The sequence below is a fragment of the Pedobacter nanyangensis genome (genome assembly GCF_003313505.1).
In the GTDB taxonomy this organism is placed as follows: Bacteria; Bacteroidota; Bacteroidia; order Sphingobacteriales; family Sphingobacteriaceae; genus Pedobacter; species Pedobacter nanyangensis.
The window spans coordinates 258,461-279,028 of record NZ_QMHO01000002.1; the positions used below are offsets into that span (position 1 = coordinate 258,461).

Sequence of the window (20,568 nt, forward strand, 5' to 3'; positions counted from 1 at the left end):
GTATTGTCTATTAAACTTTTTGGCTTAAATTGCGATATTATTTAAGTCTTATGCGCAATCTCTTTATTCTCCTATTCATTCTACTCCCCTTTTATGCGGTATCACAAGAATTTGTCTTTGGTAAAATTACTACCCAGGAAAAAGAATTTAACCGCGATGAAATTGATAGCAATGCTAATGCCGTTTATCTTAATGAATACGGTACCACCCGTTTCTCTTATGAATCAGAAACAGGTAATATGAAATTGATTTACGACTACCACGTACGTATCAAAATATTTAATAAAGAAGGATTTGATGCTGCCAATGTGGTAGTACCTATCCGTAGAACTGGAAATCAAAACAACCAAAGAGAGTATTTGGTAGATTTAAAAGCTTCAACTTTTAACTTGCAGAGAGACCAATGGGAAGAAACTGTCATGTCGGATAAGGCTGTCTTTGTTGAAGAAAAACATAAATATTTGCTGCTCACCAAATTTACCCTGCCTAATGTTGCAGAAAATTCGATTATTGAATATAAATATTCCATCGAAACCCCTTATGTATTCAATTTCAGGCCATGGGTTTTTCAGGCTGAATATCCGAAATTGAACAGTACGTATGTAGCGTTTATTCCAGGAAACTATAAGTATAACATTTCTTTTAAAGGTTTTTATCCCCTGGCGGTTAACAAGGCTGAGCTGGGAACTGCCTGTCTTCGCATTGCTGGAAAAGATATGGATTGTTCCAAGTTGACCTACAGCATGAAAAATGTCCCCGCCTTTTTGGAAGAAGACTACATGACTTCGCCAAACAATTATAAATCAGCCATCAACTTTGAGCTTTCTGAGGTATATTATCTCAGTGGAGGGGTTCAGAAATATACAAAAACTTGGAACGATGTTGAAAAGGAGCTGATTACCGACAGAGAATTTGGTAGCCAAATGAAAAGAAAGGAAGTTTTCAAAAACATTATTCCAACAATTACCGCTGGCTTAACTACTGATCTGCAAAAAGCTATGGCCATTTTTGAGTATATCAAAAAACAGGTGAAATGGAACGACTATTATGGGAAATATTGCGAAACCAGCGTAAAAGAAGTAGTAGATAAACGTTCTGGCAATGTTGCCGATATCAACTTTGCCCTGATTTCTGCAATGGCGGCAGCCGAACTTGATGTTGAAGCCGTTATACTGTCTACGCGGGATAATGGCATGGTGAACAAGCTATATCCGGTGCTAACTGATTTTAACTATGTAATTGCCAAAGTAAACATCGATGGAAATAGTTACCTGCTGGATGCCACTGAACCACTCACTCCTTTCGGCCTGCTTCCACTACGATGCATCAATGACCAGGGACGCGTCATTAGTCTCAAAAAGTCCTCTTACTGGATAGATCTTAAAGCCGGCAAGAAAAGCTCCACAAATTATAGTTTGATAGGTAAAATGACGGATGATGGTAAAATTACCGCCAAAATGACGTCCTATGCCACCGGCCTGCATGCAGTTAACATTAGAAAACAAATGAAAGGGCATTCTTCTATAGACGAATACGTAGAAAAACTAGATGAGCGATTAACTAATATCAAGATCAAAAATTTCAAGATCAGCAATGTGGACAGTGTTGAAAATGCCCTTGTTGAAGAATACGATTTTGAATTTAATATTGCTGATACGGAACAAAACAGTAATTATCTTAATCCCTTCTTTATCAATCCTATCAGAAAAAACCCATTTAAGCTTAACGAACGTAATTTCCCTGTGGACTTGGGGGCCGCTAGTGAAGAAAGGATAACGATAGACATTAGCCTTCCCGATAATTTTCGCGTGAAAGAACAGCCCAAAGACATTTCATTGGCCCTGCCAAATCAAGGTGGTCGATATCTTTTACAAACCCGCATAGAGGCCAATCGTTTAATGGTTAATCAGCAGCTTCTATTTAATAAAGCTATTTATACTTCTGATGAATATCATTACCTTAAGGAGTTTTACAACCGGATTATCCAAGCACAAAAATCAGACGTTTTAATTACAAAGAGTGAGTAATGAAGGTAGTTGGCTTTACTATAGCGCTTTTTTTAGCAACATTTTTATCCAAGGCCCAAGGTTATTCTGTTGAAAACATACCCGCATCCCTAAAAAACAGAGCTAATGCGGTAATTAGGGACAGCAGGACGATTGTGGATATGAGAGCTGCCGACCAGGTGGTTTTAAAGGTTAGCAATGCCATCACGATATTGAACAGGAATGGTGAAAAATATGGCCATTTGGCTTTGTTTTACGATAAAAACACTTCGATAAAAAGTGTTAAGGGCGAAATTTACGATGAATTTGGAAAGCAGGTCAGTAAATTTTCCCTGGGTAATTTTAAGGATGAAAGCGCCGTTAACGATTTTTCGCTGTTTGAGGACAGCAGAGTGAAGTATTACATTCCGCAACTGAACAGTTACCCTTATACCATTGTGTATACCTATGAGGTGCGCCATAAACAAAACCTAATTATTCCACAGTGGAAACCAGTAGCCGGTTTTGATGTTTCTGTTGAAAAAAGCAGTTACCAATTTCTGCAATTGCCCACAGAAGAGGTTCGCATATACGCCATAAAATATCAAGGCGAACCCGAAGTAACCGCTGACGACAAACAGAAGAGCCTGCAGTGGACGCTTCGGGGATTCAACGCCCTAAAAAAGGAGGCTTATGCGCCCAATCCTGAAACCTACTTCCCCTCAATCAAGGTTGCACCTAATAACTTCCATTATTATGATTTAAAAGGGAGCTATACGGATTGGCAAAGTTTGGGCAAAGTTATCTACGATCATTTGTTGAAAGGTAGACAGGCATTGCCATCTGAAACGGCAAACTTCATCACAGACTTGGTTAAAGATGAAACCTCCGATAGAGCGAAGGCCAAAAAAATCTATGAGTATTTTCAAAAGAAGACCCGTTACATCAGTGTACAAATTGGTATCGGAGGATTTCAGCCTATGAAAGCCAGTGAGGTAGATAAACTTGGCTATGGTGACTGCAAAGCGCTGGTGAACTACATGCAGAGCTTGTTGGATGTGGTGGGTATCAACGCCTATTATTGTGTAGTAGAAGCGGGCGATGAAAAGACCGATCTCATTCCGTCTTTTGCCAGTATGGAGCAGGGAAACCATGTAATTTTATGTTTGCCGCTGCAAGGCGATACCACATGGCTGGAGTGCACCAGTCAGGATGCACCTTTTGGGCATTTGGGATCTTTTACGGATGATAGATGGGTATTAGCCTGTACAAAGGACGGCGGCAAATTGATGAAAACCCCAAAATTTGAAGCTGCAAGCAGCCGCCAGATGCGCTCTGCTCAGCTTTCATTATCCAAAAATGGTACTATTTCAGGAACAGTGAATACCACATTTGATGGTTCACAATTTGATAATCACTCGTATTTGGTAGCTAAATCTGCCATAGAAAAAGAGAGAGCCCTGAAATACATTTACGATATCAATAACATCGAATTTAAGGAGATATCACTTACCGCAAACAAAGACATCCCTTTGTTTACGGAAAAATTTGTGGTTGCAGTGGATAGATACGGTATCGAAAATCATGGAAAGCTACAGTTGAGCCCCAATATGTTCAATGTTAAACGAAATGTGCCTTCGTCCAGAAATAGAATATTCCCATTGGACCTTAAACGCGGATATATTGATGTCGACACCATCACTTTTACACTCGACGATGGAATTGTACCAGTGGTTATTCCACGAATCTTGAAAACGGAAAGTAAGTTTGGTATCTACCAAGCCGAAATCAAAATGGTTGCGGACAAATTGCTTTACAGCAGAAAATTGATTATGAAAGACGGGATTTACCCAGCCGAAGACTATGAAGCTTTTGAAAATTTTGTAAATGAGATAGCCAATTACGATAATGTTAAACTTACCTTGGCACTAAAAAAGTAATTTCAGTTTAACTGCAATCACTTTATAACGATAAAAAAAAGCCTAAACGAGTATCATTTAGGCTTTTTTTATTGTTCGTAATTACTTTTTTATAATTTTCTGCGTGTAAACATTTAATTTATCTGAGTACTTTAATAGATATACCCCTGAAGTAAGCTGTTTCATATTAATTGAAAAACTTGTACCTGAAATAGCAGATTTTTGCACTGTTTTTTGGTTGATATCTATAAGAGCAATAGTGCCGTTATCTGCTATTTTGCCATTAATAGAGCCGTGTAGCGTTTCGATTACTGGATTTGGATAAGCAGTTATGGAAAAATTTTCGAAGTTTTTAACATTGGCGTTAACAATTTGAGAATACTGTGCATTATCGTTTTCTTCAATCAATTTCAAGCGGTAGTAATTGTCACCTAAACTGGGGTTTTCATCTATAAAACTATAACTAGATGCTTTTCCGTTCGCTTTAAATGAAGCAATTTTCGTGAAATTAACACCATCTATATTTCTTTCCAGTTCATAAACGTCAGTAGCTGATTCACTTAGTGAAGACCATTGGATTTTGTTCTTAGATCCCTCGTTTTTTGCCGTAATATCCTTTAAATTTATTTTTAGTATCGAAATAGGATACCAAGTAATACTTCCTATAAAACCTCTTGGATAGTTTCCAGGCGTGGCAGGGGCTGTTACTCCTCCCCAACTAACTCCGTCCCCGGTAATTAAATTTACCCCACCACCACTAAAGGTATTCACTGATCCGACTGTAAGCGTGCTATATTGTAAGGTGGAGGCGCTAAAAGCAAATCCGTACGTGGTATTCGCAGGAATGGTTATCGTTAGGCCATCAAGGGCTTGGACAACACCATTGCCAGAATTGCTATTTACGATTGCAGATCCTCCGCTAATCCATCCATTTTGTCCCGCACCTACAATCCCGCCATCCCAAGGTGCAGCAATGTCATTTACTGGATTTACATGGTATAATAAAGAAACGTTATTATTAGCTGATGTTCCTAGATGACAGCTGATGCTTCTAATTACAACAGGAACATTGTTGGTGTTTTGTATATTAAAAGTAACCAGGCCATTACCATTGTTGTCTAAATGGTTTGTTGAAATAACTGTTTGAGCATTTACCTTGTTCGGGATGATCATTGCAATGATACAGTAGAAGCCGAGCGTAATTAGAATTTTCTTTTGTTTGAGCTTTAATAAAGAGTAATTGTGTTTCATATATTAATTTAATTAGTTAATAAGGATAAATAAAAAGCCCGCTCCTTACATGGGTAAAAAGCGGGCTTTTCCATTTTTTGAGCATTTATACTCAAATATAGAGTAAATATGCAAATAACAACTACTTGCTAGCCTCCTTTTTCCACTTAATGGTACAACCTATAGCTTTGGTTGAAGCTACCGCAGGTTTTTCCCCTTTTAAAAGTTGGTTCACAGCATTTTGGACATAATTATCACGTTGGGGGTTGGCTTCCTGCTGGTCGTTATCTATTGCCCCAATATAAGCTACTTCGTTTCCTTTGGCGGTTTTATGTAATACAAAAACATGCGGTGTACGCATTGCGCCGTATTTTTTGGTAAATACATGATCTGGATCTTCTAAATAAGCAAAGCTGAACCCCTTTTCTTTAGCTCTTTCCTGCATTTTGGCATAAGTGTCGCCAGGAGAAGCCACAGGGTCATTAGTGTTGATGGCAATTACCGGATAGCCTTTTGCGGCGTACATTTTATTTAGTGCCTCCACACGGGCTTCGTAGGCTTTGGACACTGGGCAGGTGTTGCACGTAAACACCACAATGTAACCTTTGGCATTTTTGTAACTGGCCAGCGATACATTTTTGCCATCTACATTTTTCAAGTTAAAATCCGAAGCCAAATCACCTACCTGATAGCTCGTTTGAGCATTTAGGGCCGTTACCAAAAACATTGATAAACAGGCCAGAATTAATTTTTTCATTTCGATATGGTTTTATGAAGATTTAGGGTTTAATTGCCGTCGAAATTGTGCGCTTCAATTGTTCGTAAGTAAATGCTTGTTCGTAAAATGATCTTACTTTCTTGTCTGTATTTAAAATTAATGTGGCAGGTATAGCTCCAGACCAATGCTGATCTACCCTATCAATAAATTTTTGTTGATCTGGCTCATTCACCACATATACTTCTGATTTGATCTTATGCTTGGCCACAAAGGGCATTACATCCGTTTTTAATTTTGATTTAAAGTCTAAGCTCATGAGGATCACTTTTACTGGTTTACCGGTATTTTCGGCATTTACTTTTTCGAAATATGGAAGCTCCTCCACGCAGGGCCCACACCATGTTGCCCAAAAATTAACTACGTAAGTGGTGTCTTTTCCTTTGGTAATACGTTGTTCTAATTCACTTAAAGTTAATAATTTAACTTGTGCATTAACGTAATGTCCAGTTAAAATCAATAGAATTGTTACGATATATTTTTGCATGGTGGTTTATTTTAGGATAGGTGGCTTACGAAATTTTCGAAACTTCGTAAGTTTAAACTGAACTTATCATTTTGAAATGTTGTAATTAATGAACATTGCCCGCTAATAATTTGTTTACTTCCTCTTCTACATATTTCTTTGTGGCGGGAGTCTTTTCATCGGGCTGGTCGTCGATATTGCCTATATAAACGACTGAAAAGCCCTGTTTTTCTTTTTGCAGAACCACCGCTTTTGGCGTTTGCCTGATGTCGAATAGCCAGGTATATTTAAATTGCTCATCGGCCAGGTAAGGAAAGGCGAAATGTTTTTCATCCGCCAGCTTTTTCATGGCCGGCATTGCATCGTGCGGATAATCCTTTTCATTATCGCCGTAAGGGCCAATACCAACTACGGGAAAACCTTTGGGCTGGTATTTACTGTTCAATGCTACAATCCGTTTTTCGTAAGCCAAACAATGGTCACAGCTTGGAGTCATGAATATCAGGATAAAACCCTTCGCTTTTTGCTTAACCAGTTCGTAAACCTGTCCGTTGGTGCTTTTTAGAGCAATATTGTGAAGTGTATCGCCTGGTTTAAGTACTCTTTGCTGAGCTTTAGCGCTTATGCCAAGGGCCAAGCCACATAACATAGATAAGATTAGTTTCTTCATTAATTTAATGTTCCTGTTTTAACAATCGCTTTTTGGTAAACGGGCAAGGTTAAGTCATCTACAATAACTCCTCTGGTAGTTGAGGCATGTACAAAGAAATCGCCATTTAAATATATGCCAACGTGGTCCACTTCTCGTCCACCAAAGGAAAAGAAAATTAAATCGCCCTCTTTTAAATTGCTGTAGTTTCTGCTTTTGACCGCATCAGCCTGATCTTTGGACCGTCTGGGCAATGTTTTTCCGTAGATATCTTTTTGAAGTAATAGTGCAAAACCAGAACAATCAATCCCGCTTTTATCCAATCCGCCTAGCTTATACCTTACTCCTGTCCAATTGTTAATGAAACGGTATAAAGGCTTGCTTCTCAATTTGGCCATGGCATCGGCCGCACGGGAAGCTTTGGTGTCGGTAGTGTGCTTTCGGCTCCCGCAGGAAGCCAAAAAACCAATGAGCGCTATACAAAGACATAAAATGTAACTTTTTTTAATGGCCATCATATTTACGGTTTAAATGTTAATCCCTTATCGGCTAACACGGCTTTAAGTATCGGCATGCTGGCTTTTCCCGGCCGTGCAATTTCAATATATCCTTTTCAGTATAGGTACATCTATTTTTTTGAATAGGTTTTAGGTGGCTCCTACTGTTTCTTAATTTCAATTTTCTTTCCTTCCCCTGCTTTAAAATCATTACCATGAAACCCTGCTAAAAGACCTACTCCATCTGTCAAAAGTGCACCAGCAACGGCTTTTTCCCCGCTAAAGCCTTTTTATTAGATGTTAGTTGAGTTGATGAACATTTTGGACAACCTATTACAAAATCATCTGTCATCTAGCCTAGTTTGGTTTATGTTTAGTTAGTTTTTAATCAATCTCTGTATCTCATCTAATTTCAACAAAGCCTCCACAGGAGTTAACGTATTTACATCCAGATTATTCAGCGAATCACGAATTTTCACCAAAACAGGATCGTCAATGGCAAACATTTGCAGCTGGTAGGCTTGGTTTTGCACTTTTTTGATACTGTCTTTGATGCTCTGTCCCTCCGTTCTGTCTATTTCCAAGCGCTTCAAAATTTCGTTTGCACGGCCAATTAATTTAGCTGGCATTCCAGCCATTTTAGCTACCTGGATACCAAAACTGTGCTCGCTGCCGCCAGGTACCAGCTTGCGCAAAAAAATCACCTTGTTTTGCAATTCTTTAATGGTCACGTTGTAGTTTTTAATGCGGGCCATGGTATTTTCCAAATCATTTAGCTCATGGTAGTGCGTGGCAAATAACGTTTTAGGGCGTGCCGTTGGATGCTCGTGCAGATATTCAGCAATGGCCCAGGCAATGGAAATACCATCATAAGTGCTCGTCCCTCGTCCAATTTCGTCCAATAAAATCAAGCTCCTGTCTGAGATATTGTTTAATATACTGGCCGTTTCATTCATCTCTACCATAAAAGTACTTTCGCCACTCGAAAGATTGTCCGAAGCACCTACCCTGGTAAAAATCTTATCTACCATGCCAATACTCGCCTCTTTCGCAGGAACAAAACAGCCCATTTGAGCCATCAGTACAATCAAGGCTGTTTGGCGTAAAATAGCCGACTTACCCGACATGTTTGGACCTGTAATCATCAAAATCTGCTGCGTATCGTTGTCCAGAAACACATCATTGGTAATGTATTCCTCACCTACCGGCAAACGTTTTTCGATCACGGGATGACGACCGCCCTTAATGTCAATTTCCTTTTTATTGTTTAGCGAAGGTTTTACGTAATAGTTTTTGGCCGCCAATTGCGCAAAGCACAATAAAACATCCAATTGTGCCACCAAATAAGCATTCAATTGTATCGGCTTAATGAAATGCGATACCTGGTACATCAGTTCGTTGTATAAACGTACCTCAATAGCTTGTATCTTTTCTTCGGCTCCTAAAATCTGTTCTTCATATTCTTTCAGTTCTGGCGTGATATATCGCTCGGCGTTAACCAAAGTTTGTTTACGGATCCAGCTTTCGGGAACTTTATCTTTATGCGTATGGGTAACCTCTAAATAATACCCAAAAACGTTATTAAAAGATATCTTTAAAGATGGAATGCCCGTATTTTCAATCTCTCTGCGCTGAATTTCCACCAGGAACTCTTTACCGCCAAAAGCAATTTTACGTAGGCGGTCCAGTTCCTCATCTATGCCGTCGGCAATCACATTTCCTTTAGCTAATAATGCCGGCGGGTCAGCCTGCAATTCTTTTTCCAGCCGCTCCTTAATGCTCGTACAAGGATTAAGCTGTGTTGCCAAAGTTTCTAACGACGGGTTTTTGCTCCCCTCGGCTAATCTTTTGATTGTTTCAATATGAGATAAAGCTCTTTTTAACTGCAACAACTCTCGTGGCCCAGCTTTTTGCAGGCCAACTTTCGAAATCAGTCGTTCTAAATCACCGATAGGCTTAATATGCTGCAAAAGCTCCTCAGCCAATGCTTGGTTTTGCACCAGAAAATCAACCGTTTCCAAACGCTCCTGAATTGGTTTCAGCTCCTTTAGCGGCATGATGATCCACTTGTGCAATAACCTGGCGCCCATTGGAGTACAAGTTTCATCAAGCACATCAAAAAGGGTTACGCCATTATCGTTTGAAGAGCTTACCAACTCCAAATTGCGGATGGTAAAGCGGTCCAGCCACATGAAACGCTCTTCCTCAACCCTTGAAATGGAAGTGATGTGCTGTAGGTTACGGTGTTCCGTTTCGCCAAGGTAGTATAATACCACGCCAGCGGCAACAATACCAGCCGTAAGTTTATCCACGCCAAACCCCTTTAAGGAGTTTACTTCAAAATGTTTGGTCAACACTTCATGGGCATAATCTTGGGTAAAGGCCCAATCATCAATATGGAAGGTGTAAAATTTATCTCCAAACAACGCCGGAAATTCGGAGCGTTTGCTCTTTTGAAACACAATTTCCGTAGGTTTAAAGCTTTGCAAAAGTTTGTCAATGTACTCCGCACTTCCCTGCGCTACCAAAAACTCGCCGGTAGAAATGTCGCAAAAAGCAACGCCCATCAAGCCTTTATCAAAGTAAACAGCCGCCAGGTAGTTGTTCGATTTTTGGTTAAGGATATTGTCGCTGTAAGCTACGCCGGGCGTAACCAGTTCGGTAACCCCGCGTTTTACAATGGTTTTGGTCATTTTTGGATCTTCCAACTGATCGCAAATGGCTACCCTTTGTCCTGCACGCACCAATTTCGACAAGTAGTTTTCCAGCGAGTGGTGCGGAAATCCTGCAAGCTCTAAGGCACCATTGGGCCCCGTGCCTCTTTTTGTTAAAACAATGCCCAAAATCTGAGCGGTTTTAACAGCGTCTTCTCCAAATGTTTCGTAAAAATCTCCAACCCTAAACAATAATAACGCACCTGGATACTTTGCCTTAATCGCGTTGTATTGTTGCATTAATGGGGTTTCTTTTGTATTTGCTTTGGCCAAAATTATCCTAAATTACTAAGCCGTAAATATACCATTTGCCTATTGTAAGGGCCGTTGTTGTTGAAAAATAATGCAGATGTTGATAGACATTGTTTAGGCAATCCGAAGCTACGGTATAACAACGATAATGTGTAATTATTTCTTTTTGGAAAAGCAGGTTCCTCCACACTTGTTCAAAAGCAGTCTTTTTCATTACAAGTCCTTGCCTCGCTTTACTCGGCTGTGGGCTTTCCATTACAATCGGGTTTAATAAACCTGGTTTCCATGAGCAAAAAGTATAAACCTTGTCCATAAATTCAGGTTTAAGACCTCGAAGAGGTCAAATATTTATAAAAATAGGCCTATGTGCTTTGTGTACGACTCCTACGGAGTCGCATGATTTCGCGTACATATTTCTCTATAAGGATTGAAATCCTTCGGATTTTCGCTTCTCTAATGGTGGGTGATAATACAGGGTGCTAGTTTAATTTTGTAATGGATGATGACAGTACAAGCCATAAGCTCATCTACTGATCGTCATTATAAAAACATCAAATTCTATTTTTGAGAAGCAATGTTCGTCAGCTTTTCATCGCAGCATTAGTCCCTATCCGCTTTACTTCGCCCTGCGTAAACTTTGGGCTACGTGCCCGCTGCTATCAAGTTTAGTTAACACCGTGTGGTTATCCTAGGAACTAAAACACGAAGTAGGTACCGCATTTAAATGGTCAACGTAATCGATCCCTTTTTGAGCGGCGCAATCACGATAGAATATTTCTGTTTGTCCAAGGTCATTAACCGTTATTCATCAAAATTAACAGACATAAACTATATTTGCGGATATAAAAATCAGATATGGCAATTTTACATCGAAAAGAAGAAAAGATACAAGTAGTTTTAGGAAGGTTGCCTAAGCAATACGATCATGAGCAATTTGTAGAAATGTTCATCAAGTTATACTCCAAAGATTGGGGTAAAATCAAAAGTGCCTACATCAAACAATCTCAGGACAAGGAACCAGGAACAGTGGTAAATATGCCAAAGCCCGAGCTTTATTTGAAGCAGTTGCTCGAAACTTACCTTGCAAACCGTCCGGCAGCAACAGAAGTTGTATCGGCGTTAAAAGCGAAGGCGGCGCCAAAACAGAAAGCCGAGCCTGTTACAGTGGGCGAAATTCCTGTTAAAAAGGCAAAGACCGCTGCTAAAAAGACAGCAGAAGTAGCGGAACCAGTAAAAGAAGCTAGGCCAAAAAAGGCTTAAAAGAATTAAATTCTCATTAAAATCGCTAAAGTGCGATCATGTTTTAAAAGGTTCGGGACTAAACTCCGGGCCTTTTTTGTTGCTGTTGGCCCACTTGTTGTAAAGCCAAAAGTGGAAAACTCTGCCGGTGTGGACAAATACCATAAACTACTGATTTATAAGCAACGTTTATAGATTAAACTAAAGTTTAAAGTTATGGAAACAACAGATAAAAAATGCGTTTATGTGTTGGAAGATAACGCCAACATCGCGGATATCATTGAGTTTTTGTTAGTAGAAGAACTTTATGAAGTGAAAGTTTGCAAGAACGTGAACAGTTTTTGGCAAGAAATGCGTGAACATACACCGGACATGATTGTATTGGACGTGATTTTGCCTGATGGCAATGGACTTGATATATGCACCAAATTGAAGCGGGATATTAGGACCCACCACATTCCGATCATGATGATGTCGGCAAATAACCACCTGAACAAGGTAAAATCTAAATGTGATGCCGAAAGTTATATCAACAAGCCTTTTGACTTAAATGACTTTATGCAAAGGATTGATTATTACAGTCATGTCGCATCATGATTTTTTAAGCCACAGTTACACAGATCGCTTTTTGATCAAACCTGTGCGCCTGTGGCTACTTTTCAACTTTTTTACTGGCCTTTGCCGAAAATTGCTTAGTCGTCCCTCCTCGCCATGACTTAAAAACAATCAGCTTTTTTAGTGACTACCGTTACTATTGAACAGCGGAACCTTTGCCATATTTGATGAACAATTTAATTGTCAGATATGAAACAGCACGTCCCGATTTCTGAAATTATGACCAAGAATTTGGTTACCGCCAATGTTAGCGACAGCTTAAGGCACATCAATACGTTGTTGAAAGAAAATAACATCAGTCATTTGCCTATTGTTTCAGGCAGAACATTGGTGGGCATTGTGAGCAAATCCGATATGTTGAGGTTGAGTTTTGCCGATATTTATGATGACCAGACCAATGTGGACGAAACCGTTTTTGAAATGCTGAGAACTGAACAGGTAATGGTTCACAACCCTTTAACGGTTGATGTTCATGATACCGTTAGAGAAGTGGCCGATATCATGAGTAAAGTAGAGTTTCATGCCCTTCCGGTACTGGAAGAGGGAAAAATTGTAGGTGTTATTTCATCAACAGATCTTATCAAATACCTGCTGTTGGCACAACAATATCAAGAATAATTTAGAGTTGGTTAATTAATATCAAGGCCATCTACGCTTAATGTTTAAACAACCTTGCGTATGATGGCCTTGTGGCTTTAACCCAATACTTTAAGCTATATCCTATTGATTTTTGGCGCAGGATTGGCGCTTAGGATACCTGGCAACTTCGAATCCAGAATTACTTTTTTGCCGGCAATTTCTGCATGGTTTCCGTTGTCGTCCTGTTTAACCAGTTTGTATTGGTTTAAACCTTTAAACGGGTCTTCGTCATGGAAAATGTAAAGCGAAGGTTCCTTTGGATTGCCAACGATTTGTTTTTCCCCAATTTTAACGAAGTTATTGCTATCATCACTTCTGTAAATGATGTATTTGCCACTTTTTAGTTCAATGGTAGACCAACTTAAGATTGTTTGGTTAGATTGTACAATGATGTTAAAATGAGCTCCTTGTTCGGAAAATGAAGACACAGGTGTAAGGTTGGTAACAGTTGCGTTGGATAACGCTGGTACGATTTCGTTTTGTTTTACAGGTAGTGTGTGTTCAGCTGCAAAGGAAAGGTTGGTGATTAAACAAGCCATTAGCATGATGCCCAGCTTGTATCTTGATAAAGAAAAATGTTTTTTATTCATGTGATTTTTTATAGATAGAGCGTTGGTAATAGAATTGCAGTGATGAGTTACAACTCCGTGATAAGTTTTAAAAAGAGATCTTTTGCTTTGGTTTTTTCTGGTGTAAGGTTAAAATTAAGTTTTTTTTGCAGGTAGTTGGCAATATCTATGCCACTATTGGCAGGTAGTTGTGTAATTACGGTGGGGATATTTTCGATACCCTTAGCTAGTGCGGCATCAAAATCTTTCAAAAATGTTTCTGGGAGCGGCCTGTTGGCTACCCAGGCTGCGTACATAAAGGGCAGCCCCGTAAATTTCATCCACTCCTCTCCCATGTCATATACATAGCTGAAATCGCCTTTGCGGCCAAAAGTCCTGTCTCCAATTAAAACCATGGCATCGGTATCGGCAGATTGATCAGTCACGAAGTTTACCGCTACTTTGAAATGGTTTTTCAACAGCACTTTGGCTAAGTTGTTGGAAGTACGCGACTGCGCATCAAGCTTAACCGTTTTGATCTCCTGAACGGGTACATCAGAGAATATAAAAACCGAATCTACCGCACCGATAGATCCTATGCAAAAGGAGCTGATAATTTGGGCGTTGGGCACAAACGGAATGGCGGCTACCGGAATTAGGCCAATGTCCACCTGTTTTTCAATGAGCTTGCTTGCACAATCAGCAGGGATATCTAAGCTTAGATCAATCTGTGCTAATACGGGTGAATGTTCTATGCCATAAATAAACGGCTTGGTGTTGGTGTAGGAAACGGCAGAAACTTTTATCTTTTCCAAAACAATTATAATGATTTTTCTAGGTGTGAGGTATTGTTCGAATCGAGTAATGTAAATTTTTTGTCATCAAATTGCAGACGGTATAGCGTGGTATTGGAATGGGGAAATTCTTCCATATCACTAAAGGGTTTGTTGAGTAACATGCACAAAATTAACCGCATAGCCCTACCGTGCATGCAAATCAGCACGCATTTTTCTGCTGTTTGTTTTTTGATATGCGCTATGGCTTTTGCCAAGCGGACACCTACATCGTTTGGGCTTTCGCCGCCTTCAAATTTAGCATGGTAGTTGCCCAATTGCCATTGCCTTACTATTTCCCTAAAAGCTTCTCTAGCTTCCTCGGTATTGGGCTTCCCTTCCCATTCGCCCCAGGCCAGTTCATCTAGGCCATCCAATTGTTCCCAGGGCAGGCCCAGCTCAATAAAGCCTTTAACAGTTTGGTGTGTCCTTTTTAAGGATGAGGTATAAATCTTATCGAATTTTACACGATTGTATTTGTTGAAAAACGCCGCTGCCTGTGCAATTCCAGTATCGTTTAAATCGGCATTTACGCCCCTTCCCTGCACAATTCCTAATCTGTTGAGTTCTGTTTCGCCGTGACGGATGATATAAAGTTCTTTCACTAATTTCAATTTTGAATGATAAGATGATTGGATTGGTTAAATGTTTTTATTCCAAATTCAATCACTATACCCTAATTAACCACTGGTAATTTATAGTAAGATGGTTTTATTTCCTCTTCAAAAACATGGTTGGTATAATCCGTTACTACATTATAAAGCGTATCACGCTCAATGGGTTGGCGTTTTACATTTTTAATTAGCTCTACCAGTTCCTTAGTACTCATTGCCGGCGTTTGCTCTTCGGCGCCTGCCATCGAGTAAATTTTGGTGGTATCATCTAAAGTGCCGTCAATATCATCTACCCCAAAATTTAAGCTCAATTGGGCCGTTTCCCTACTTATCATTGCCCAGTAGGCTTTAATATGTTCAAAATTATCCAGATAGATTCGTGCAATAGCGTAATTACGTAGGTCTTCTACGACAGAAACTTCTGGCACATCACTCATTTGATTGTTCTGGTTTCTGAATTTCAATGGAATAAAAGCCTGGAAACCGCCAGTTTTATCCTGTAGCTGACGTAAACGCTCCATGTGATCAACCCGGTGCCAAAACTGCTCAATATGGCCATAAAGCATGGTTGCGTTTGAACGCATGCCCAGTATATGTGCCTGTTCATGAATGTCTAGCCACTGTTCAGCATTACATTTGTCGTGGGCAATTTTTTCTCTTACTTCAGGATGGAAAATTTCTGCACCGCCACCCGGCATTGAATCAAGTCCGGCTTCTTGGAGATATTTCATGCCATCGTAATGACTCAATTTTGCTTTCTTAAAGATGTAGTAATACTCTACGGGCGTAAGCGCTTTGATATGTAAATCAGGACGATGTGCTTTTGCTTTTCTGAAGAAACTGGCATAAAAATCCAGGTTTTGCTTAGGTACTACCCCTCCGGTAATATGAACTTCCGTTACAGGCTCATCGTCATATTTCTTCAAGATGTCGATCATGCCATCTACTTCCATTTCCCAACCTTCTTCACGCTGCTTAATCATGCGGCTATAAGAACAAAACTTACAGTCATATACACAGATATTAGTAGGTTCAATATGGAAATTTCTATTGAAATAGGTCCGGTTGCCATGTTTTTGCTCACGAATGTAGTTGGCCAGTACACCTAAGTAACTCAGTTGGGCATGTTCATATAAATAAACACCTTCATCAAAAGTAATACGAACACCACCCTTTACTTTTAGGGCGATCTCTTTTAACGATGGAGCCAAATTGGGGTTTTGTATAAGAATATCTAACGATTGCACTATGGGGTCTCCTTAAGATTTAGGCAAAAGTACAATATTGCCTATAATGAACATCATTTTGTTGTAAAATTGGCTTATTTAGATTGCTTATGAGATAAGCTTTAGTTCATTGGTTCATCAGTTCACTGGTGGTGCGGCTTGCATACGATCTAAAAAACCAGAAAACTAAGCAACCAAAGAACTAACTTTGCCGTATGATTGAAAACCAATTTAGCATTTTCGAGAGCGAATTAAATGTTCGTCCAGATGATATCGACATGTTTAACCATGTACATAACAGTAAATATTTGGATTATGTGCTGGCTGCCCGCTATGAACAGATGGATAAATTTTATGGCATGAGCTGGGAAAAGTTTGAGGAACTGGGCTATGGCTGGGTAGTATCTAAAGTTAGCATCTCCTTTAAACGTCCGTTGAAGATGGGCGATCAAATGATTATCAGGACTGGGATTTTGGAAATGAGCGAGAAAGGCAGCAACGTACAGTTCGAAATCATCAATAAAAAAACAGGGAAAGTGTGCTCAGATGGTGTTTTTGAATATGTAATGATTGATTTGAAGACTCAGCGTTCCTGTAAAGTTACTCCAGAAATGATTGCTGCTTACAGTATTTAGCTCAATTTTAATATTTTAGATAGCGGAAATTTTTTGGCCCAATAAAGTATGCGGATATCAGAGAAGAAGTATTAATTTGATTTTTTCCTTTTGATTTTGCCCGTTTTATCTATTTTTGTGCTACAAAATATCACGAACCATGAAGTTTTTTGCAGTCCGTATCAGAATAGCTTAACCGAAGCGAGGACTCCTACATCAGAAAAACAAAATTAAGGGTGCTTTTCAGCATCTCATGGTAATCTTTTTATAAATTATATATGTCACAACCTGTAGAGGCAAAATCACGTTTGTCTAATTTTTTTAAGGTATTAATTCAAGCCTTCAAGGGCATCGAAATCGATTATACGACGATCAGCATCAGAAAAGCCATTGTACTTTTGGCGGTTCCCATGATGTTGGAAATGATCATGGAATCAGTGTTTGTACTGGTAGATCTTTATTTTGTTGGCCATTTGCCTAACAGTGCCGAAGCCATACAGATTGTAGGCTTAACCGAATCGGTACTCACAATTATCTATTCCTTGGCCATGGGCTTAGGGATGGCTGCTACTGCGGTGGTAGCCCGCAGAATTGGGGAGAAAAATACAGAAGCGGCTTCCAGATCGGGCATGCAAACCATTGGTTTGGCTGCTGCTATTTCTATCATTATTAGCATATTGGGGGTTGTTTTTGCCAAAGATATTTTGCTGTTAATGGGAGCTACGGAAGCTACGGCGGTTCAAGGTGTAACCTTCACGCGAATTATGATGGGTACCAGTATGGTCATTATGTTGCTGTTCCTGATCAATGGTATTTTTAGAGGTGCTGGAAATGCTGCTATTGCGATGCAAAGTTTGGGCTTGGCAAATGCGCTTAACATCATTTTATGCCCAATATTGGTACGTGGTTTTGGTCCAATACCTGCTATGGGGCTAACGGGCGCAGCTTTGGCAACTGCTATTGGACGGGGTACGGGCGTACTTTTCCAGGTTTACCATTTAGCTAAAGGAAGCGGTGCGCTAAAAGTGAAACTGGCTTATTTGAAACCTCAAGTGGATCAAATTAAAGCCATTGTAAAAATTGCCGCACCGGCCGTTTTACAATTTGTAATTGCCTCCTGTAGCTGGATCTTTTTGGCAGAGCTAGTGGCTACAACGGCTGGAAAAGTAGGATCAGCAGGTTTTTTAACGGCTTTAAGGCTGATGATGTTTTTTATACTGCCTGCTTGGGGCCTAAGTAATGCAGCAGCTACTTTAGTGGGACAAAACATGGGGGCAGGCAGAATGGATAGAGCTGAAAAATCAGTTTTTGTAACCATTAAATATGCCATGATTTTTATGGGTATGGTAATGGTACTCTTTTTAACCTGCGGCCATTTGTTTGCCTCTTTTTTTACAGATGATCAGCAAATCAGAAACGTTGCGGTAGAAGCTTTACAAATCATGAGCTATGGTTTTATTCTTTATGGTGTTGGAATGGTATTGATAAGTGCATTTAATGGTGCCGGCGATACTTGGACACCTACCAAAATAAATATTGTGGCTTTTTGGTTGTTCCAAATCCCTTTTGCTTATTTCTTGGCCAAGTACCTGGGCATGGGCCCCACGGGCGTATTTATCGCCATTCCGGTAGCTGAAGTAGTAATCACCGTGGCGTCTTATCTGATATTTAAAAAAGGTAAATGGCAGAAAACAGCGGTTTAAAGGACTCAAAAATCGCTCATTATTTCAAGCAGAACTTAGTGAAGTCGAGAAATCTAGCCATCGTTGCTAGATTTCTCGACATTTTTCTCTCTCCACAACCTTAAACTGGGGCCCAAATGGCAGAAAATCCTATATGGTTTCTTCTAATACCTGTGTATAAAAATCCTGAAGTTTCATGCCCATTGCAGCAACCTGTTGTGGGATAAAGCTGGTGGCTGTTTGCCCAGGAATAGTGTTAATTTCGATAAAGTAGAAATTTCCGGTACCGTGTTCCAGGAAATAATCGATACGGACAATGCCACGGCAATTCAGTTTTTGATAAACATCGGCAACCACTTGCTCTACCCTAGCCTTCTCTTCATCGTTCATGTCGCCAGGGGTAATCTCTTCGGTAACACCGGGAGTATATTTGGCATCAAAATCGAAGAACTCATTTTTGGTTTTTACCTCGGTAGTGGGTAGTACCACAATTTTGCCTTTGGTTTTAAATACACCAATTGAAAATTCCCTGCCTTCAACAAATTCTTCTACCAATACCTGGGTATCTTCATTAAATGCTTTTTCAAGGGCCGTATCCAGTTCATCAACGGTTTTTACCTTGCTCATGCCTATGCTGCTACCGCCATTGTTAGGTTTTACAAAATAAGGTAACTTCAGCTGTGCTTTTACCTCATCTGCACTATAGTTGTCCTTAAACAACTGTAAGGACTTGGCTACATTTAGGTTTTTAATGCCATTTACAATGGCCTTGGTATAGCCCTTGTTCATGGTAATGGCGCTAGTTAACGCATTGCAGGTGGTATAGGGAATGCCCAACATATCAAAATAACCTTGCAATTTGCCATCTTCGCCCGGCGAGCCGTGTATGGCAATAAATACACCATCAAAAACAATTTTCTTGCCTTTTACCGTTAGGGAGAAATCGTTTTTATCTACTTCAATTTTCACTGAATCGGCGGGTTCGTAAAACCATCCGTTTTCGGTGAGCATTATTTTGTACACTTCATACTTGCTGGTATCGATGTTTTGGCCAATGGTTGCAGCACTTTTAACAGATACTACCCACTCGCCAGTGGTGCCGCCTGTTAGTAATGCAATGGTTTTTTTCATTTTGTTGAGTTTAGGTTTAATTTTTGATCAATGAGCCTGGGCTCCGTAAGTGCTTAAAAAAAGTTATGGTCAAAAATAAAAATTAGTTAAACAGATTTGTTTTTAATTTAAGATAAATATTTTTTTAAGCTAAATTTGGGCTTCATTTATTAAAAAACGGAACGCGAATGGGCAACTTCACCGAGTACCTTAAAACCAAGTCATTCAGAAAGAATATTATAGCCGCAATTTGTACTTTTTTTGGTTTGTTGCTGATCGCTTTTTTCAGCTTACGTTACTACACCAAACATGGCGAAGGTTTAAATGTTCCTTCATTGAAAGGACTAAAGATAGAAGATGCCATTAGCAAGCTCGAAGGTCTTGGCTTGCGTTACGAAATTGATTCAGTTTATGTAATGGACCAACCTCCGGGTATTGTAACCGATCAGGATCCAGATCCTGAAACTTTCGTGAAGGATAACCGAACGATTTATTTGACCATTAACACCAATAATGCGCCAAATGTGCGGTTTCCAGATGTTGAAACCAAATCTCTGCGTGAGGCAAAATCTATCATAGAAAGCTATGGTTTGAAGCTGGGCGATACCACTTATAAACCTGATGTAGCTAGAGATGTGGTGTTGGAAGCTTTGTTTGGCGGCCAACCGATCAAGCCAGGCGAAAGCCTGCCAAAAGGCTCGCGAATTAATTTCGTACTTGGTGATGGCCGTGGAAATGAAGAAGTAGAATTATCTAACCTGATTGGATTAACCTTGGATGAAGCTAAATTTTCCCTAAAAGGTGCCATGCTCACCATTGGTACCATTAGCTATGAGGGCACGATCACCGATACTGCAAATGCGGTAATCGTGAGCCAATTCCCCTTGCCTACCGATAGCGTAACTAAAGTGCGCATTGGAACCCCTATTAACTTAACGCTTTCAAATAAAAAACCTTAAAC

At 39.8% G+C, this 20,568-nt stretch carries 20 protein-coding genes; 8 read left to right on the forward strand and 12 right to left on the reverse strand.

Features of this window, described 5'->3' with window-relative positions:
* Positions 1–50 precede the first annotated feature (50 nt).
* Positions 51–2,027 carry a DUF3857 domain-containing protein gene (locus DUT71_RS04215; protein ID WP_113661283.1) on the forward strand — a complete coding sequence of 659 codons (1,977 nt, stop codon included), beginning with the start codon at positions 51–53 and terminating at the stop codon, positions 2,025–2,027.
* Positions 2,027–3,925 (forward strand): DUF3857 domain-containing protein, encoded by a 1,899-nt coding sequence (locus DUT71_RS04220; RefSeq protein ID WP_113661284.1) that lies wholly within the window; start codon positions 2,027–2,029, stop codon positions 3,923–3,925. The genes DUT71_RS04215 and DUT71_RS04220 overlap by 1 nt, the downstream gene beginning before the upstream one ends.
* An 81-nt stretch (positions 3,926–4,006) precedes the next feature.
* On the opposite strand, the gene DUT71_RS04225 is transcribed toward DUT71_RS04220, so the two are convergent.
* The 7 genes from DUT71_RS04225 to DUT71_RS04255 all read right to left on the reverse strand — a co-directional run bounded on the left by DUT71_RS04225 (position 4,007) and on the right by DUT71_RS04255 (position 10,800).
* Positions 4,007–5,155 carry a T9SS type A sorting domain-containing protein gene (locus DUT71_RS04225; protein WP_113661285.1) on the reverse strand — a complete coding sequence of 383 codons (1,149 nt, stop codon included), beginning with the start codon at positions 5,153–5,155 and terminating at the stop codon, positions 4,007–4,009.
* Between the two features lie 121 nt (positions 5,156–5,276).
* Entirely contained in the window at positions 5,277–5,891 is a 615-nt protein-coding gene (locus DUT71_RS04230; RefSeq protein ID WP_113661286.1) for a thioredoxin family protein, read from the reverse strand.
* A gap of 22 nt (positions 5,892–5,913) precedes the next feature.
* Positions 5,914–6,396 (reverse strand): TlpA family protein disulfide reductase, encoded by a 483-nt coding sequence (locus DUT71_RS04235; protein WP_113661287.1) that lies wholly within the window; start codon positions 6,394–6,396, stop codon positions 5,914–5,916.
* A gap of 85 nt (positions 6,397–6,481) precedes the next feature.
* Positions 6,482–7,045, reverse strand: coding sequence for a redoxin domain-containing protein (locus DUT71_RS04240; RefSeq protein WP_113661288.1), 564 nt, complete (start codon positions 7,043–7,045; stop codon positions 6,482–6,484).
* Positions 7,045–7,542, reverse strand: coding sequence for a C40 family peptidase (locus tag DUT71_RS04245; protein WP_240186850.1), 498 nt, complete (start codon positions 7,540–7,542; stop codon positions 7,045–7,047). The genes DUT71_RS04240 and DUT71_RS04245 overlap by 1 nt, the downstream gene beginning before the upstream one ends.
* 356 nt (positions 7,543–7,898) lie before the next feature.
* Positions 7,899–10,508, reverse strand: a complete 2,610-nt coding sequence (mutS, locus tag DUT71_RS04250; protein ID WP_113661289.1) for a DNA mismatch repair protein MutS — start codon at positions 10,506–10,508, stop codon at positions 7,899–7,901.
* 7 nt (positions 10,509–10,515) lie between these two features.
* A complete protein-coding gene (locus tag DUT71_RS04255; protein WP_162795937.1) occupies positions 10,516–10,800 on the reverse strand; it encodes a hypothetical protein in 285 nt (94 codons plus the stop codon).
* Positions 10,801–11,342: 542 nt separating this feature from the next.
* Between DUT71_RS04255 and DUT71_RS20335 the strand changes: the two genes are divergently transcribed.
* The 3 genes from DUT71_RS20335 to DUT71_RS04270 all read left to right on the forward strand — a co-directional run bounded on the left by DUT71_RS20335 (position 11,343) and on the right by DUT71_RS04270 (position 12,959).
* On the forward strand, positions 11,343–11,747 hold the full coding sequence (locus tag DUT71_RS20335; protein WP_205313838.1) for a hypothetical protein: 405 nt from the start codon (positions 11,343–11,345) through the stop codon (positions 11,745–11,747).
* A gap of 195 nt (positions 11,748–11,942) precedes the next feature.
* Positions 11,943–12,323, forward strand: coding sequence for a response regulator (locus DUT71_RS04265; RefSeq protein WP_113661291.1), 381 nt, complete (start codon positions 11,943–11,945; stop codon positions 12,321–12,323).
* A 207-nt stretch (positions 12,324–12,530) separates the two neighbouring features.
* Positions 12,531–12,959, forward strand: coding sequence for a CBS domain-containing protein (locus DUT71_RS04270; protein WP_113661292.1), 429 nt, complete (start codon positions 12,531–12,533; stop codon positions 12,957–12,959).
* Between the two features lie 95 nt (positions 12,960–13,054).
* On the opposite strand, the gene DUT71_RS04275 is transcribed toward DUT71_RS04270, so the two are convergent.
* From DUT71_RS04275 to mqnE, 4 genes are all read right to left on the reverse strand, one after another.
* The gene (locus tag DUT71_RS04275; RefSeq protein ID WP_113661293.1) at positions 13,055–13,570 is read right to left on the reverse strand and encodes a hypothetical protein; all 516 of its coding nucleotides are present in this window, start codon (positions 13,568–13,570) and stop codon (positions 13,055–13,057) included.
* Positions 13,571–13,617: 47 nt separating this feature from the next.
* The gene (locus DUT71_RS04280; RefSeq protein WP_113661294.1) at positions 13,618–14,343 is read right to left on the reverse strand and encodes a menaquinone biosynthetic enzyme MqnA/MqnD family protein; all 726 of its coding nucleotides are present in this window, start codon (positions 14,341–14,343) and stop codon (positions 13,618–13,620) included.
* 5 nt (positions 14,344–14,348) lie between these two features.
* Positions 14,349–14,966 (reverse strand): histidine phosphatase family protein, encoded by a 618-nt coding sequence (locus DUT71_RS04285; protein WP_113661618.1) that lies wholly within the window; start codon positions 14,964–14,966, stop codon positions 14,349–14,351.
* A 71-nt stretch (positions 14,967–15,037) separates the two neighbouring features.
* Complete coding sequence (gene mqnE / locus DUT71_RS04290; RefSeq protein WP_394341135.1) at positions 15,038–16,186, reverse strand: aminofutalosine synthase MqnE; 1,149 nt, start codon at positions 16,184–16,186, stop codon at positions 15,038–15,040.
* A 230-nt stretch (positions 16,187–16,416) separates the two neighbouring features.
* On the opposite strand from mqnE, the gene DUT71_RS04295 reads away from it, so the two are divergent.
* Positions 16,417–16,836 carry an acyl-CoA thioesterase gene (locus DUT71_RS04295; protein WP_113661296.1) on the forward strand — a complete coding sequence of 140 codons (420 nt, stop codon included), beginning with the start codon at positions 16,417–16,419 and terminating at the stop codon, positions 16,834–16,836.
* Positions 16,837–17,093: 257 nt separating this feature from the next.
* Positions 17,094–18,518, forward strand: a complete 1,425-nt coding sequence (locus DUT71_RS04300) for an MATE family efflux transporter (protein WP_113661297.1) — start codon at positions 17,094–17,096, stop codon at positions 18,516–18,518.
* Between the two features lie 129 nt (positions 18,519–18,647).
* On the opposite strand, the gene DUT71_RS04305 is transcribed toward DUT71_RS04300, so the two are convergent.
* The gene (locus DUT71_RS04305; protein ID WP_113661298.1) at positions 18,648–19,628 is read right to left on the reverse strand and encodes a D-alanine--D-alanine ligase; all 981 of its coding nucleotides are present in this window, start codon (positions 19,626–19,628) and stop codon (positions 18,648–18,650) included.
* A gap of 167 nt (positions 19,629–19,795) precedes the next feature.
* Between DUT71_RS04305 and DUT71_RS04310 the strand changes: the two genes are divergently transcribed.
* A complete protein-coding gene (locus DUT71_RS04310) occupies positions 19,796–20,566 on the forward strand; it encodes a PASTA domain-containing protein (RefSeq protein WP_113661299.1) in 771 nt (256 codons plus the stop codon).
* Positions 20,567–20,568: the final 2 nt, after the last annotated feature.